Here is a 14,921-nt window from a genome sequence, read left to right as displayed (position 1 = left end):
GTCATGCTGGCGCATATCAGTCGGACGAGCCCGTCCCGCGCGGTCGCTCGATGCCGTACGCCTCCATCCAGCGATACAGCGTCGCGCGCGACACGCCGAGCTCGCGCGCCGAAGCGGCGACGCGTCCGCGCGTCCGCAATAACGCGGTTTCGATCGCCTCGCGCTCGATCGACTTGCGGATGTCGGCGACCGACGGCGACGCCGCATCGAGACAGTATTCGAGCTCGAGATCCTGCGCGGTGATCAGGCGCCCCTCCGTCATCACGACCGCACGGCGCACGCGGTTGATCAGTTCGCGGACATTGCCCGGCCAGTCGTGCTTGTAGAGCGCCGTGATCGCATCCGTCGAAAAGCCGCGCACGCGATGGCGCGCATCGCCGCGGAAGCGTTCGAGCATGTGGTGCGCGAGCAGTTCGATGTCCTTGCCGCGCGCGCGCAGCGGCGGCTGGTCGATGCGCATCACGCACAGCCGGTGGAACAGGTCGGCGCGGAAACGCCCTTCCTCCATCGCGTCGCGCAGGTCGACGTGCGTCGCCGACACGATCCGGACATCGACCGGCACCGGATCGCTGCCGCCAAGGCGATGAATCGAACGTTCCTGCAAAAACCGCAGCAGGCTCGCCTGGCTTTCATGCGGCAGGTCGCCGATTTCGTCGAGCAGCAGCGTGCCGCCGTTCGCGGCCTCGACGTAGCCGATCTTGCGCGCGTTCGCGCCGGTAAACGCGCCGCGCTCATAGCCGAACAGCTCGGACTGCAGCAGATGCGGCGGAATCGCGCCGCAGTTGACTGCGACGAACGGGCCGTTGCGTCGCTCCGAATGACGGTGGATCGCGACGGCCGTGAGCTCCTTGCCGGTTCCCGTTTCGCCGAACACGAACACCGGTGCGTCGGTGCGCGCGAAACGCCGCACCGTATCGAACAGCCGCAACATCGCGCTGCAGGTGCCGACGATGCCCTTTTCCTCCGATTCGAGCTGTTCGCGATCGCGCGCGAACAGGCACTCCATGCCATAGGCATGGCCGACCGTATCGGCGATCCGCTGGTGCGACGCCGGCAGCGTCACGTAGTCGAAGCAGTAGTCGCGCAACAGCGCGCGCACGTTCGGCGACGCCGTCTGGCCGACGTCCACGAGCGCCACCCAGACGACGTCGCGCATCGACGCGCAGGTCGACGCGATGCTGCCGATCGCATCGGCATGGCCACCGCTCAGATCGAGAATGCCGCAGGTAATTTCGCCGGACGTGTCGCGCAGGTCGTTCGCATGCGCGACGACCGTCACTTTCCAGTCGCGGCGCGACAATTCCTTTCGCAGCATCACGGACGGCGACTGCGTCCAGTAAATCAGCGGACGCTGCCCGTTACCGCTCCCCGCGCCGGCGCTCTTATCGCGCGTTATTGGCATATTCATAACGAACCGTCACTCTCTGCACTCCGCGAACCGTCCGCGTGCGCTGCGGCCGGCGGCGCATGGCCGCCCTTCCGCGCTGCGTTTCCGCAGCCTTGGCGAAGATCGAAACTGCACACGGCGAAAACCCCCGGAGGTCGAGCCGGATGTCATCCGGCCTCGTTGTCATCGAACTCGAACGGAATGCGCGGCTGCGGGAGCCATGACATTCCGGCTTTGAAGCGACCCGCCGTCAGGCGGGGCACGCCGGCAAACGGACATTCCGTCCGCATGTGCGTCGCGTCGTACACGACAGTCGCGCCCGATGCTGAACCGGAGGGCTGCCAAACCGCGCCCGGATTGACCGCCCCATTTCATCCGCACCTGAATCTACACCCCGTTTCGAGATGACCTTGTTACCAAAAGATAATCCTGAATCAGTCGGTTACGCTGCCCGTGGCCCCGCGCTGCGCGCTTTTGACCACTGAGATTTGATTATCTCCGACCATTCCCGTCAATCAGTGGCAAATACTACTTTTCCGCAAGATTGATACGATCGATTACCTGCGATTTTCACCGAAATCTCCCAAAAGTGCGTGGGACCGCGCGTCCGGACCGCATAATCGCGCGCGCCGGCGGGTCGCCGCATCGCCTTGCGCCGGCGCGCGGGCCGCCCGGCCGTTACACGTCGTAATCACCGGCCTCGCGCCGCGCAGCCTCTTTTCGGCGAATTCCCCGCCGACAGGCTCGGGTGCCGGGCGCCGGGCATCGGACGCACGCCCGCGCGCCGTGCGGTGCAGCATGACGGCCCTCCCGGCGCGATCGGCCACCGCGCACGTCACGACCCGAAGCAAACGCACCAGCCGATCACCACGACGGTGCAAGCGCGCGACCGGCCGGTCGCGAACCACCGCAATCCTCGGTCCCGCGTCCCGGTGACCCGTTTTGCGCGCGATGTCGGTCGCGCCTCATTGCAGGCCGCCACGATGAAGCAATTATGAAAAGGCACCGGCCCCGACGGTGTGTGCTATCGCACATTGCGACGCTCCCGTGACGCGCACGTCGCGTCGTATCCCGCGCCGTGCATGCGAATCCGGAGCGTGAGTACGCTTTCGAACAGACCGCCGCACCCCGCATCCGGATGATGAAGATCGCCGCGCCGCACGGAACGACCGCGTCCGTGCGGCGCGGCGTGCCGAAGGCATCACGCGAGGACCGCATCATGGAATGGCATTGTTGTGAATTCGAACACCTGAGCGCCGTCGATCTCTACGCAATCCTGCGCGCGCGCAACGCCGTGCTGGTGGTCGAGGATGCGCACACGCATCTCGACATCGACGGCAAGGACGCGGGCGCGCTGCACGTCTATGCGAGCGTGCGCAACGGCGACACGACGGAAGTCGCCGCGTACGCGCGCATCCTGCCCGGCGACGACATCGATCCGGACGTCGTGATCGACAAGGTGCTGACGAGCGAAAGCTGCCGCGACGACGACACGCTCGAACGCCTGATCGGGCGCGCGCTCACCGCCGCGCAGGCCGCATGGCCGGACACCGCGGTGCGCACGCACGTCCCCGCGCCGCGTCAGGCATTCTACAAACAGTTCGGATTCCGCAAGGCCTACGGCCCGTATCTCGAACAGGGTGCGCCGTTCGTCGGCCTGGTACGGTCGGCCGACCGTGCAGCCGGCGCGCTGCGTCACCTGCTGTCGCGGGCCGTTTCCGTCTCCCGCAACGACGACACGCGCGCGGACGGCCGCGCGCGCACCCGGCTACCCGCCGATACCGGAGCGAACCGATGACCCCTACCCTTCGCCCGGTTCCCGAACCCGATCTGCCGAGCATCCTGCCGGTGATTCTCGCCGGCGGCTCCGGCACGCGGCTGTGGCCGCTGTCGCGCGAGCAGTATCCGAAGCAACTGATCGAGCTGGTCTCGAACGAGTCGCCGCTGTCGGCGACGGCGCGCCGCCTGAACGGCATCGCGAACGCGTCGCTCGGCGATACGCTGCTGCTCGTCTGCGGCGAACAGCATCGCTTCATGAGCGCCGAGCAGGTGCACGGCCGCTCGGCGCCCGCCCGCATCCTGCTGGAGCCGGCCGCGCGCAACACCGCGCCCGCGCTGACGCTGGCCGCGCTCGACGCGAGCGCGCTCGCGGACGACCCCGTGCTCGCCGTGATGCCGGCCGATCACGTGATCGTCGACGTCGGCGCGTTCCAGGACGCGATCGCACGCGCGGCGCGCTATGCGCAGGAAGGCGCGATCGTCACGCTCGGCGTGCTGCCGCGCCGCGCGGAGACGGGCTACGGCTACATCCAGGTGGGCGAGCCGCGCTCGGGCCGCCACGGCAGCCAGGGCGGCTACGCGATCGGGCGTTTCGTCGAAAAACCCGATGCGGCGCTGGCCGAACGCTATCTGCAATCGGGCGATTACTGGTGGAACAGCGGGATCTTCGTCACGCGCGCATCGGTCTGGCTGAAGGCGATCGGCGCGCTCGCGCCGGACATCCACGCCGCCTGCGAGAACGCATGGCGCGCGGGCGTCGCCGACGATCCGTTCTTCCGGATCGATGCGGCGGCCTTCGACGCGTGCCCGTCTGATTCGATCGACTATGCGGTGATGGAGCGCCTCGCGCAACACGGCGAGCTCGGCATCGAAGGCATCGTGGTGCCGCTCGCGGCCGGCTGGTCGGACGTCGGCACGTGGGACGCGATCTGGGAAATCATGCCGAAGGACGATCAGGGCAACGTCGCGCGCGGGCCGATCGTGTTCGAGGATACGCAGGACAGCCTCGTGCGCTCCGAAGGCCGCCTCATCGCGTGCGTCGGGATGAAGGACGTCGTCGTGATCGAGACGGCCGATGCGGTGCTGGTCGCGAACAAGCACGACGTGCAGCGCGTGAAGAACATCGTCGCGCGCCTGAAGACCGACCAGCGCCCGCAGGCGAGCGAGCACCGCAAGGTGCAGCGGCCGTGGGGCCATTACGATTCGATCGATTTCGGCGAGCGCTTCCAGGTGAAGCGGATCGTCGTCGAACCCGGCAGGCAGCTGTCGCTGCAGATGCATTATCACCGTGCCGAGCACTGGATCGTGGTGCGCGGCACCGCGAAGGTCACGCGCGGCGCCGAGACGTTCCTGCTGTGCGAGAACGAATCGACGTATATCGCCGTCGGCGAAGTGCATCGACTCGAGAATCCCGGCCGGATTCCGCTCGAAATCATCGAGGTGCAATCGGGCAACTATCTCGGCGAGGACGATATCGTGCGGTTCGACGATCAGTATGGGCGGGCGGTCGTCGGGACGGTTCAGCCATCGTCAAGGACGACTTCCGCGCAACCCACGCCGGTCGTATCGCTCTCGGCCGGAGAACCCGGTTAGCCGGACGAGCGTCGGACAGGTGCATGCGAATCGCGCCGGCGCGTTGGCCGCGCCCCGCACGATCAATCGACGCCGCGTTGGGACCAGCGCGCCCGTCTGACGGATTCGCGCACGCGTGGCAGCAGTGACGTATCGGCGCCGACGGCGTCGGGCGCGCCCGGCCGAGACAGGCGCGTGCTCGTGCACGGCGCGCCCCTTGCCCGATGGTTCGCGGACGAACCTGCGGACGCGCCGGCGGCGCAATCCGGTTCAGGTCCGGCCCGCACCGGCATGCCGCCGATCCCCGACAGCTGATTGTCCGCCAGCCGTATGTCCGACACGTTGCCCCACAACCGAATGCCATCGAATCGCGCATTCGAAACGCGATTGCCGATCACGGTCACGCGCGACACCGAACCGGACCACGTGCTGACCTCGATCGCTGCTTGCTGCGTGAGCGGACGCGAATCGGTCCGACCTGTCGCCGTCTGAATATCGGCAATCACGTTGCGCTCGATCCGGACGTCAGACGAGCCGACCGTGCGGTTGCTGTCTTCCTGAGCGACGAGAATCCCGGCGCTGACCTGCACGTTGCGCACGATGTTGTTTGAAATCGTCACGTTCGCGCCGCCGACGACGGTGATGCCACGGCCCCACGGGTTGCCTTCCAGCGAGTTGCCGGTAATCATCACGTTGCGGGTCAGCACGCCTTCCGCCTGGTAGCTCACGACGGCGATCATGTCGTCGCCGGTTCCACGCACGACGTTGCCCTGCACCAGCACGTTGCGCGAGCCGTGCGTCATGTGAATGCCGTCCGCCAGCGTCGACAGCACCTCGTTGCCGACGATCGCGACATCCGCACCGCCGAACACGAAAATGCCCGCGCCTGCGCCACCGTCGACGATGTTGTCGAGCACCTGCACGTCGCGCCCCGTTACCTCGATCTTCGTCGACTCCGGCGTCGTGAGACGCGTGGTGCCGGTTCCCGTGAGCCGGAACCCGACGAGCGTCGTACCGTCGCCGTGCAACTCGATCGTCTGATCGTTCGGCGCTGTCGCGATCAGCGTCGCGCCGAAGCCCGACAGCACCACACGCGCCTGCCGCACGACGAGGGACCGGCCGACGACATACCGCCCCGGTGCGAATACAAGCCGCTGCCCCGGCCGCAGCGCGTCGAGCGCGCGTTGCAGCGCGTCGCCCTGATCGGCCGCGGCGGGGTCCGGACGCACGTACGCGTCCGGTACCGCCGCATCAAGCGCGGCCGGTTGGGTCGCGGAGGTGGCGGGCGCGGCGAGCGCCGGCCACGATAGCGCGCCCGCCATGCACATGCCGGCGACCACAAAGCGCGACAGGCGTTGCAATTCATGCATATCGTATCGTTTCCCTGACAAGTCTTCGTGCACGTCGAACCGCACGTATTGACGGCCGGCTGCGTGGCCTGTCCGCTAAGCCGACGAAAGCGGCGATGCTCCAACGTCGATTAGATCAGGGGCTCCGAACGGCTTCGGTGCGTCATCAGACCAAGCGCTCCAGTACCGCATCGACGACGCGATATGCCATGCGCGCGCGCACTCCCGAACGGTAGGCTCGCGAACTGTGCGCAGCCGCGCGATCCGTATCATGACCCCGATCGTCCGCGCGCCCGTCCGACTTCCGCACATGACCGACCTGACCATCGCAATCTGCAACTACAACCACGGCAAGTACCTGCGCGACGCGATCGACTCGGCGCTCGCACAGACCGCGCACGGCGTCCGCGTTCTGATCGTCGATGACGGGTCGACCGACGATTCGCGCGACATCATTCGCTCGTATGGCGAGCGCATTGCCGCGGTGTTCCAGGAGAATCGCGGTCAGGTTGCCGCGTACAACCGCGCGCTGGAGCACGTCACGTCGCGCTACGTCATCCTGCTCGACGCGGACGACCTGCTCTATGCCGACGCCGCGGCACGCGTGCTCGCCGCGTTCGCATCCGGCGATTTCGTGAAGGTCCATTTCCGGCTCGACGTGATCGCGCACGATGGCGCGCGAACCGGCGCGAGCGTGCCGCAGTCGGTGATCGATACGGATTGCGGCCGCCTGTTGCGCGCGGGCTGGCTGTACCCGTCGCCGCCTGCATCGGGCAATGCGTACCAGGTCGCTGCGCTGAAACGCATTTTTCCGGTGCCCGTCACTGCCGACAATCTCCATGGCGCCGATTTCTACGCGATCTACGGCATCGCGCTGCTCGGTGCCGTCCACATGATCGATGCGACGCTCGGCGGCTATCGCATGCACCAGCAGTCGAACACAAGCGCGGCCGACGGCCCGGCCCTCGCGCTCGCCAACTCGGAAGACGCGGCAACCGGTGCATTGAAGGCCGAACGCCGCTGGTCGATCCTGCGCACGCTTGCCGGCACGCGGTTGCGGGAAGCGCTACCGATGGCCCCGCTCGACTTCGCCATCGAGAAGGCGCGCTTCGCGAGCACGCTGTATCGCGCGCCGCTCGCGCGGCGCTGGCGCTGGTTCCTATGCGAATCGGGACGCTACTGGCACACCGTGCTGCGCAACCCGTTCTGGCGCCCGGCCAAGAAAGTGGCGGTTACCGTGTTGTCGCTCGCGTGCTTGCTGCCATCGTCAACGCTGAGCAATCGCGCGATCCGCTATCTGTCCAATCCGCTCGCTCGCGTACGCAAGTCGCCCGACCAACGCACCGGCGCGCGATGAATCCCATCCGGACGCGACTGCGGCTGCCGATTCGCTTGTTCGGTTAGCCATCGCACCGAGTGCGTGCGGCGTGCGCTTCACAATGGTCCGGACCAATTGATGCATGCGTGGCGCGTAGATGTTCGCCGCCACGTGGCGTGTTCGCGCGATCAAGTCCGACAGACCGGAAGCAATGGCGGCGGCGATCGCGCATCAATCAATCAGGAATGCGTAATGGATAGGACGTACGGCATGCGTGGTCCGCTGACGACTTGACGATACGCCGCCTCCATCGTCGCACTGGGTAACGAACAGCGCGACCGAATCGACAGACCGAGAGATGACCCAGGAAAAGATCGTTCATATTGCCGAAGCATTCGGCGGCGGCGTGCTGTCGATGCTCACCTATCTCGCCAACCATGCCGCCGCGGCCGGCGTGGACGTGACGGTCCTGCACGCGATCCGGCCGGAAACGCCGGCCGATTTCTCGACGCTGTTCCGGCCCGACGTGAAGCTGGTCTATGTCGACATGGTGCGCGAGGTCAACGTCCGGCAGGATCTGCGGAGTGTGCACGCGCTCGTCCGTACCCTGCGCGACTGCAAGCCGACCGCGATTCATCTGCACTCGTCGAAGGCCGGCGTGCTGGGACGTATCGCTGCCCGGATCGCCGCCCCGAATGCAACGGTTCTCTACTCGCCACACGGCCTGTCATTCCTGCGCTGCGACGTGTCGCCCATCAAGCAGTTCGCTTATCTGAGCTTCGAGCGCATCGCGGCGCGCATCGGCGGCACCATTGTCGCGTGCTCGGGCAGCGAGCTCGGCGAGATCAACGGAAAAGTCAGGCCAAGATCGGCGGTCCTGGTGGAAAACGGCGTGAACGTCGCGGAGATTCCGGCCCGCCGTACGCGCGACGACCACAAGGTCGTGATCGGGATGAGCGGCCGCGCGTCGTTCCAGAAGAACCATGAAGCATTCGTGCGACTCGCCGACATGTTGCACGGCGCCAGCGTCGAGTTTCTGTGGATCGGCGGCAACGCGGCCGAGATCCCGGATTCCGCCGCGCGCGAGGCCGTCGCATGCAGTGGCTGGGTAACCCGCGAACGCGCGCTGGCGCTGACGTCGGAACTCGACATCTATGTCCAGACCTCGCGCTGGGAAGGCATGCCGGTCGCGCTGATCGAAGCGCAGGTTGCCGGAATTCCGGCCGTCGTGACGAACGTTGTCGGCAATCGCGACGTGGTGATTCATGGTGTGACGGGCTATGTCGCGTCAACCGCCGACGAGATGGTCGAGTACGTGACCGCCCTTCGCGACGATCGGCAGCTTCGCGAGCGGATGGGTGATGCCGCGCGAAAGCGGGCCATTCAGCGGTTTTCGATGAGCGCGATCTTCCGGCAATGGCATGCGCTTTACGGACTCGGCACCGACGAGCCGCGCGTCGACACGCGCGAGTTCAAGCCGGTTGCAGCGGATCACGTCAAAGCCTGATTTCGATATCCCCTTATGGACATGATCTCGTTCAAGAAACCGAAGCCACTCGTATACAACGGCCGATTCACCACGCAGAAGACAACCGGGGTGCAACGCGTCGCACGCGAGCTGATCGCCGCATTGATCAAGTTTCAGCCGCAGGATCCGGTAACCGTGCTGGTGCCTCCGCAGCCGGGCATCGAGGTAAGCGGAGCGAAGATGGTCAAAGTCGGCTTTTACAAGGGCGTGGTGTGGGAACAGCTGGTGCTCCCGTTGTTCGCACGCCGCGGCCGCATCGTCAATCTCAGCAATTCGGCATCCATTTTCATCGGCAACCAGATCATCTACATGCACGACGCGGCCGTGTTCGACACCCCCGCGCATTTCTCCCGCCCGTTTCGCATGTGGTACCGGGTCATGTTCTGGATCCTGGCGCGAACCTCCGTCTGCGTGCTGACCAACTCCTATTTCTCGCGGGATCGCCTCGCGCATCACTGCGGGGTTGCCGCGGAGAAGATCAGCGTCGTGCCGCTCGGCGCGGATCATCTCGACACCCTGGAACCGGACACCAGCGTGCTCGATAAGCATGCGCTGACACCGAACCGGTTCGTGCTCGCGGTCAGCAGCATGAATCCCACCAAGAACTTCGGCCGGCTGATCGCGGCGTTCAGGCAGATCGACGATCCGTCGGTCGATCTCGTCATCGTCGGGATGCAGAACACCACCGTGTTCGGCAAGCAGGACCTCATGGCGGCGGCGGAACCGAACGTCAAGTACGTCGGCTATATCAGCGACGAACAATTGAAGGCGCTGTATCAGCACGCCGCGTGCTTCCTGTATCCGTCGATCTACGAAGGCTTCGGCATACCGCCTCTCGAGGCGATGCGCTACGGCTGCCCGGTCGTAGTCGGCAAATCTGCGGCCCTGCCGGAAGTCTGTGCCGATGCGGCGCTGTACTGCGATCCGTATTCGCAGGACGACATCGCGCGGAAATTGCGGAGCCTGCTCGATTCCGACGCACTCAGGGCCGAGCTCAAACGCAAGGGAAGCCTGCACGCGGAGAAGTATCGCTGGAGCCGAAGCGCCGAGATGATGAAGGCGATATTCGAGGGGCTGTAGGACATCCGTCGGGCTGCACGACGACCCACTGTCGCCCACCGCACTGTCCTGCGCATCGGTCCGCCATACAGTGAACGACTGTCCGATATCCCGGCGGTGCGGAACCTGACGGGCCGACCGCCCCTTCATCATGACTGCTCGCGAAACCAGCCTCGATGTCGCCCGCGGCGCGGGAATCATTCTTGTCGTATACGGCCACGTGCTGCGCGGTGCCGTTTCCGCCGACCTTGTGCCGACAGGCGCGGCCGACACGGCATTCGCGTGGAACGACTACGTGATCTACACGTTCCACATGCCGTTGTTCTTCTTCCTGTCCGGCCTGCACGTCTGCAGCTCGCTGCGCCGCGCGCCGGACGGTTTCTTGTGGTCGAAGATCAGGACGATCGTGTATCCGTACCTGCTGTGGTCGATCGCGCAGGGCGCCGTGCAGATTGCAATGGCGTCGCACGGCACCAATCATCCGTTCACGCTGGACGACCTGCTGGCGATCGGCTGGCGACCGTTCGCACAGTTCTGGTTCCTGTACGCGCTGATGCTCTGCATGCTCGGCATCCGGGCTTTCGCGGCGGCCGTGCCGAATACGACGCGTTCACCCATGCCATCGCGGGCGCGCGGCTGGCTCGCCGGATGCGCGGTGCTCGGGCTGGTACTCGGCGCGGCGACGCAGTGGGGCATCCTGTCGATCACGCTGATGAACGCACCGTTCTTCGTGACGGGCGTCATTGCGTCGCAGGCGTTGCCCGGCTGGCTCGCGCGCAACAGCGGGCCAACCGCATGCGCCGCCACGGCAACGGCATTCGTCGCCGCAGTTGTATTCGCTCACGGCTTCGGTGGCGCGACGAGCATCTGGGCGCTTCCCGCCGCGTTCTCGGGCATCGCGCTGACGCTGCAACTCGCGCATCGGTATGCGTCGCAGCCGGCACGCGCGGCATGGCTGGCGGCAATCGGTTGCGCATCGATGCCGATCTACCTGACCCACATCTTCGCGATGGCGGCCGTACGGATCGTGCTGATGCGCGCCGGCATCACCGATCTCGCCTTACACCTCGTACTCGGCACGCTGGCCGGTGTCGCGATCCCGATCGTCGTCTATCTGGTCGCATTGCGGACAGGCTTCGCGCACATTGCCGGCTTCCCCGCGTGGCCAGGACGCGACACGGCGGTACGAACGCGTACCGCTTGAGCTTCGCGCGATCATCCCGAGGTCCGGGCGCCCTGCGAGCTGCTATGCCGTTGCACTGCCGCCCCGCTCGTTCGTTTCCGCGGCGCGCGTCCCGCGTCCGGATCCCGTATGCCCGGAAGGCCCAACGCCCGCCGGGCGCTTCCCGAACCAATGGAACACGATGATCGGCAACACGATCGGCAGGAAATTGCGTCCGCTGAACAGATTTGGCGTACGCATGATTTCCATCAGTGACACGTAGAGCACCGCGTGCGCGCAGCACCAGAATCCGTTGCCGCTGCGCCAGCCCGCATAGCTGCGGCCAACCATCCAGCCGAGCACGGTTGCGTCGAGCAGCCCGAACCAGCCCCATTCATAGAAGTGGACGAAGATCCCGGACGGATTGTTGAATTCCGGGTCCGCGTAGCTGTTCAGAAACAGGTTGAAGCTGTCGCTCGAATCGAACCACGGCTGGAACGTCGCGCCGATCACCGGAAAGCGCATCAGCCAATCGAACGTGAACATCGGATGGCCCTGCCCCCAACCGAGCACGGCGAGCATCCCCGCACCGTTGTTCAGCGACGTCGAATAGTACAGGCCGAGCCGTTCGAGCGCGAAGTCGAAGATGTTGTCGTAGATGTTGACGTAATAGGCTTCCCATGAACGGTTGTACTCGTTCGCGATAAACAGCGCGAACAACAGCGGGATCGCCGCGTACGGCCCGAGCGTCAGCAGCCGCGCATACCGGCCGTGCAGCCGGAACCGCACGACCATCAACGCGAGCGGCATCACCATCTCGATCAACGCGAGGCGCTCCGCGAACAGGAAGCTGCGCAGCAGCGTCAGCACCGCGAGCACGGCCATGTAGATCTTGTAGCGGTTCAGGCCCTTCGCCGGCGTTCGGAACACGTAGAAATAGAGCGCGACGAACGGCGCCGTCGCCTGCGTGAACGAACTCAACCCGGTGATCCGACCGATCTGCTGGAGCATGTCGTACGCGGTAGCCTGCCCGTGCAGGAACTCGAGCAGCAGCGCCGGACGCGCGATGACTCCGCTCATCATCACGAGATTGCCGAACAGCGCGAGTGCAAACAGGCAATCGAGCACGCGCGGCGGCACCTCGACGGGCGTTTCCGGCGGCCCGCGCCGCGTCCGCGCTTCGGTCGTCGCGAGCCACGCCGTGGCCGCCACCACCATCAGGAACAGCGCGCCGACGAACGCGTAGTAGCCGTCGAAATAGATTCTCGCGATCGACTTCTGGTCGCCCAGCAGGCTGAGCGACAGCAATCCGTACAACGGCAGGATGAACATCAGCACGAGCCGGGCCGGATCTTCCCACCAGTAGCCCGTGTAACCGCCCGCCGCACCGCGCACGCGCGCCATCCCGCGCAACGTCGCCGGGCCTGGTCGCGGCCCGCCTCCAGCCCTGCCCGCTCGCCGGTTCATGACGGGCGTTCCGCCCGTTGCCGCGACGCCATCATCCCCGTCAACCCGGACGTGGCCTGATGCGTGTTCGCATCGTTGTAGCCGTAGTCGTACCGTCCCGGCGCGCCCTTGTAGTCGTTCAGGATCACGCCCCGTACGCCGATATGCGCGTGCTCGAGCCGCCGCGCGCTTTCATCGAGTTCCGTCAACGTCGTCACGCCGCTCCGCGCGACGAGGAACACGGCGCCCGCCAGGCGCCCCAGCACCAGCGCATCGGCGACCGGGAGCAACGGCGGGCCGTCGAGCACGACCATGTCGTAGCGAGATGCGACCCGCTCGATCAGTTCGGCGAGCGCGGGCTGCAGCAGCAGTTCGCCCGGATCGGGAACGACGTTGCCCATCGCGATGAAATCCAGGCCCGGTGCGACGCCGCGCTTGATTGCGTCGTCGAGCGTGTGGGTGCCCGCCACCACGTCGGACAGCCCTGGCGCGCGGCTATAGCGGAACCGGTCGTGCAGCGAGCCCTTGCGCAAGTCGGCATCGATCAGCAGGACGCGCCGCTTCGCGGCGCCCACGAGCGACGCGATGTTGGCCGCGACGAACGACTTGCCGACGCCCGTCGTCGGGCCGGAAATCAGCACGACGGGATTCGATGCGGCCGGCATCGACAGTTGCAGCGCCGCCCGGAAATTGCGCAGGCTTTCGAGCGCCGCATCCTGTCCGTCGGCCTGGGCCTGCGTCGCCAGCATGCGCTGGCCGCGCCGGCGCACCTTTGACCGCAGCTCCGCTTGTGCCGCGACGGCGCTGTGCGGGACCGTCGCGAACACCGGCAAACCCGTCGCCCACTCGATTTCCTCCGCGTCGCCGATCGTGCCAACGACACGCTGCCGGGCGACCACGATCGCCGCGCCCGCCATCAGGCCGACCATCAGCAAGCCGACCACCGCGACCCCGCGATGCGGACCGATCGGTTGCTCGGCGACCTTCGCCGTATCGACGATCCGCACGGTGCCCGTCTTGCTGGCACGCGCGAGGACCATCTGCTGGCGCGTATTGAGCAGGTTCGTGTACAGCGCGGTGTCGACGGCCACGTCGCGCTGCAGTTGCAGCACGCCCTGCTCGACGGTCGGCAGTTGCTGGATCTGCTTGCGGGCCGTGTCGAGCGCGCGCTGCGCATCGGCGAGCTGCGCATCGACGGCCACGATGGCCGGATGCTTCGGCATGAAGCGCGTCAGCAGTTCCTCGCGCCGCTGCTGCAGCGTCTGCACGCGTGTCTCGATGTCGACCGACTGTTGACGCAATGCCAGTGCCTCATCGCTCGTATTGACCGTCCCGTGCGATGCACGGAATGCGTTGAAGCGGCTCTCCGCCGCTTCCAGCTGCGCCTTCAATTGCGGCAACTGGCCGTCCATGTATCGGATCAGCTTGTCGGCCGCCTCGGACTTGCGCTGCGTGTTCTGCGCCAGATACGCATCTCCGATCGCGTTCAGCACACGGCTGTCGTGCACGGGATCGATGCCGTCGAGCGTCACGCCGATCATGTTCGACTGCTTGCCGCGCTCCGAGATCAGCGCGTTCTTCTGCAGCCACGTCGTCGCCTCCTCGTCGCTGTAGCGCGTCAGGTCGAAGCGTGCGCCGGGCTGGCCGGCCACGTCGCGCACGAACACGTCGATCGGCCCCTGCGGCGTCTCGACGTGCAGCGGCTGGCCGATGCGGCCCTGCCATGCCGGTCCTTTCCGGCCGAAAAAGCCCGTGCGCTGCAGCGTGTAGGCGCCGTCGTCGCCGACGGTCAGCGCGAAACGCTTGCCGAGCAGGCGCTTGGGCACGTCGAAGGTCGGCACGTCGATGCGCTCGGTGCCATACACGTATCCGCCCGGCAACGGCGACGACAGCCCGTCGGCCGCGTTCACGAAGCGCCAGCCGATCAGCGGCAGGTAATGCGGCCGTGCGTCGAGGGCGAGGTTCGTGCTCTGGATCGCGCGGTCGAGCACCGCACGGGATTTGAGCACCTCGATCTCGGTCGATGCATCGGTCTTCAGATCGAACACCGATGACGGATCGCCGGGCGGCGACGTCTGCTTCGAATCGGTCTGGCTTTGCTCGACCTGAAACAGGATGTCGGAGCGGTAAACGGGAGCCGCGAACAGCGCATACAGGCCGCCCGCGAGCGCGCCCGCGAGCGCCGTGCAGACGATCAGTCGCCGGCCGCCATACAGCATGCTCCAGTAGCGGCGCACCGGATAGGACGGCCGCAGAATGCGCCCGCTGTGCGGGTCAGGCAGGGTCGAAGTGTTCATACAGCATCAGTCCCGTATGGCGCG

10 protein-coding genes are annotated in these 14,921 nt (G+C 66.2%); 6 read left to right on the top strand and 4 right to left on the bottom strand.

Features of this window, described 5'->3' with window-relative positions:
* Positions 1–16: 16 nt before the first annotated feature.
* On the bottom strand, positions 17–1,408 hold the full coding sequence (locus tag GJG85_RS17700) for a sigma-54 dependent transcriptional regulator (RefSeq protein ID WP_175976070.1): 1,392 nt from the start codon (positions 1,406–1,408) through the stop codon (positions 17–19).
* 1,198 nt (positions 1,409–2,606) lie between these two features.
* Here GJG85_RS17700 and GJG85_RS17695 point away from each other — a divergent pair.
* Positions 2,607–3,185, top strand: a complete 579-nt coding sequence (locus GJG85_RS17695; protein WP_050011082.1) for a drug:proton antiporter — start codon at positions 2,607–2,609, stop codon at positions 3,183–3,185.
* Positions 3,182–4,759, top strand: a complete 1,578-nt coding sequence (locus GJG85_RS17690; protein ID WP_050010866.1) for a mannose-1-phosphate guanylyltransferase/mannose-6-phosphate isomerase — start codon at positions 3,182–3,184, stop codon at positions 4,757–4,759. The genes GJG85_RS17695 and GJG85_RS17690 overlap by 4 nt, the downstream gene beginning before the upstream one ends.
* 62 nt (positions 4,760–4,821) lie before the next feature.
* On the opposite strand, the gene GJG85_RS17685 is transcribed toward GJG85_RS17690, so the two are convergent.
* Complete coding sequence (locus GJG85_RS17685; RefSeq protein WP_050010865.1) at positions 4,822–6,108, bottom strand: right-handed parallel beta-helix repeat-containing protein; 1,287 nt, start codon at positions 6,106–6,108, stop codon at positions 4,822–4,824.
* A gap of 289 nt (positions 6,109–6,397) precedes the next feature.
* Here GJG85_RS17685 and GJG85_RS17680 point away from each other — a divergent pair, with 289 nt between their 5' ends.
* The 4 genes from GJG85_RS17680 to GJG85_RS17665 all read left to right on the top strand — a co-directional run bounded on the left by GJG85_RS17680 (position 6,398) and on the right by GJG85_RS17665 (position 11,196).
* Entirely contained in the window at positions 6,398–7,444 is a 1,047-nt protein-coding gene (locus GJG85_RS17680; RefSeq protein WP_050011081.1) for a glycosyltransferase family A protein, read from the top strand.
* 319 nt (positions 7,445–7,763) lie between these two features.
* Complete coding sequence (locus GJG85_RS17675) at positions 7,764–8,912, top strand: glycosyltransferase (RefSeq protein WP_050010864.1); 1,149 nt, start codon at positions 7,764–7,766, stop codon at positions 8,910–8,912.
* Between the two features lie 21 nt (positions 8,913–8,933).
* Positions 8,934–10,013: a glycosyltransferase family 1 protein gene (locus tag GJG85_RS17670; protein ID WP_050011080.1), complete on the top strand. Its 1,080-nt coding sequence runs from the start codon at positions 8,934–8,936 to the stop codon at positions 10,011–10,013.
* Positions 10,014–10,143: 130 nt separating this feature from the next.
* Complete coding sequence (locus GJG85_RS17665) at positions 10,144–11,196, top strand: acyltransferase (RefSeq protein WP_089489293.1); 1,053 nt, start codon at positions 10,144–10,146, stop codon at positions 11,194–11,196.
* Between the two features lie 42 nt (positions 11,197–11,238).
* Here the strand turns inward: GJG85_RS17665 and GJG85_RS17660 are convergent, their stop codons facing one another.
* Together GJG85_RS17660 and GJG85_RS17655 are read right to left on the bottom strand one after the other, a co-directional pair.
* Positions 11,239–12,621: an oligosaccharide repeat unit polymerase gene (locus tag GJG85_RS17660; RefSeq protein ID WP_050010861.1), complete on the bottom strand. Its 1,383-nt coding sequence runs from the start codon at positions 12,619–12,621 to the stop codon at positions 11,239–11,241.
* On the bottom strand, positions 12,618–14,897 hold the full coding sequence (locus GJG85_RS17655) for a polysaccharide biosynthesis tyrosine autokinase (protein WP_089489292.1): 2,280 nt from the start codon (positions 14,895–14,897) through the stop codon (positions 12,618–12,620). The genes GJG85_RS17660 and GJG85_RS17655 overlap by 4 nt, the downstream gene beginning before the upstream one ends.
* Positions 14,898–14,921: the final 24 nt, after the last annotated feature.

The sequence above is a fragment of the Burkholderia sp. MS389 genome, from assembly GCF_016899425.1.
Taxonomy (GTDB): Bacteria; Pseudomonadota; Gammaproteobacteria; order Burkholderiales; family Burkholderiaceae; genus Burkholderia; species Burkholderia sola.
This window is presented reverse-complemented; position numbering and strand designations above follow the sequence as displayed.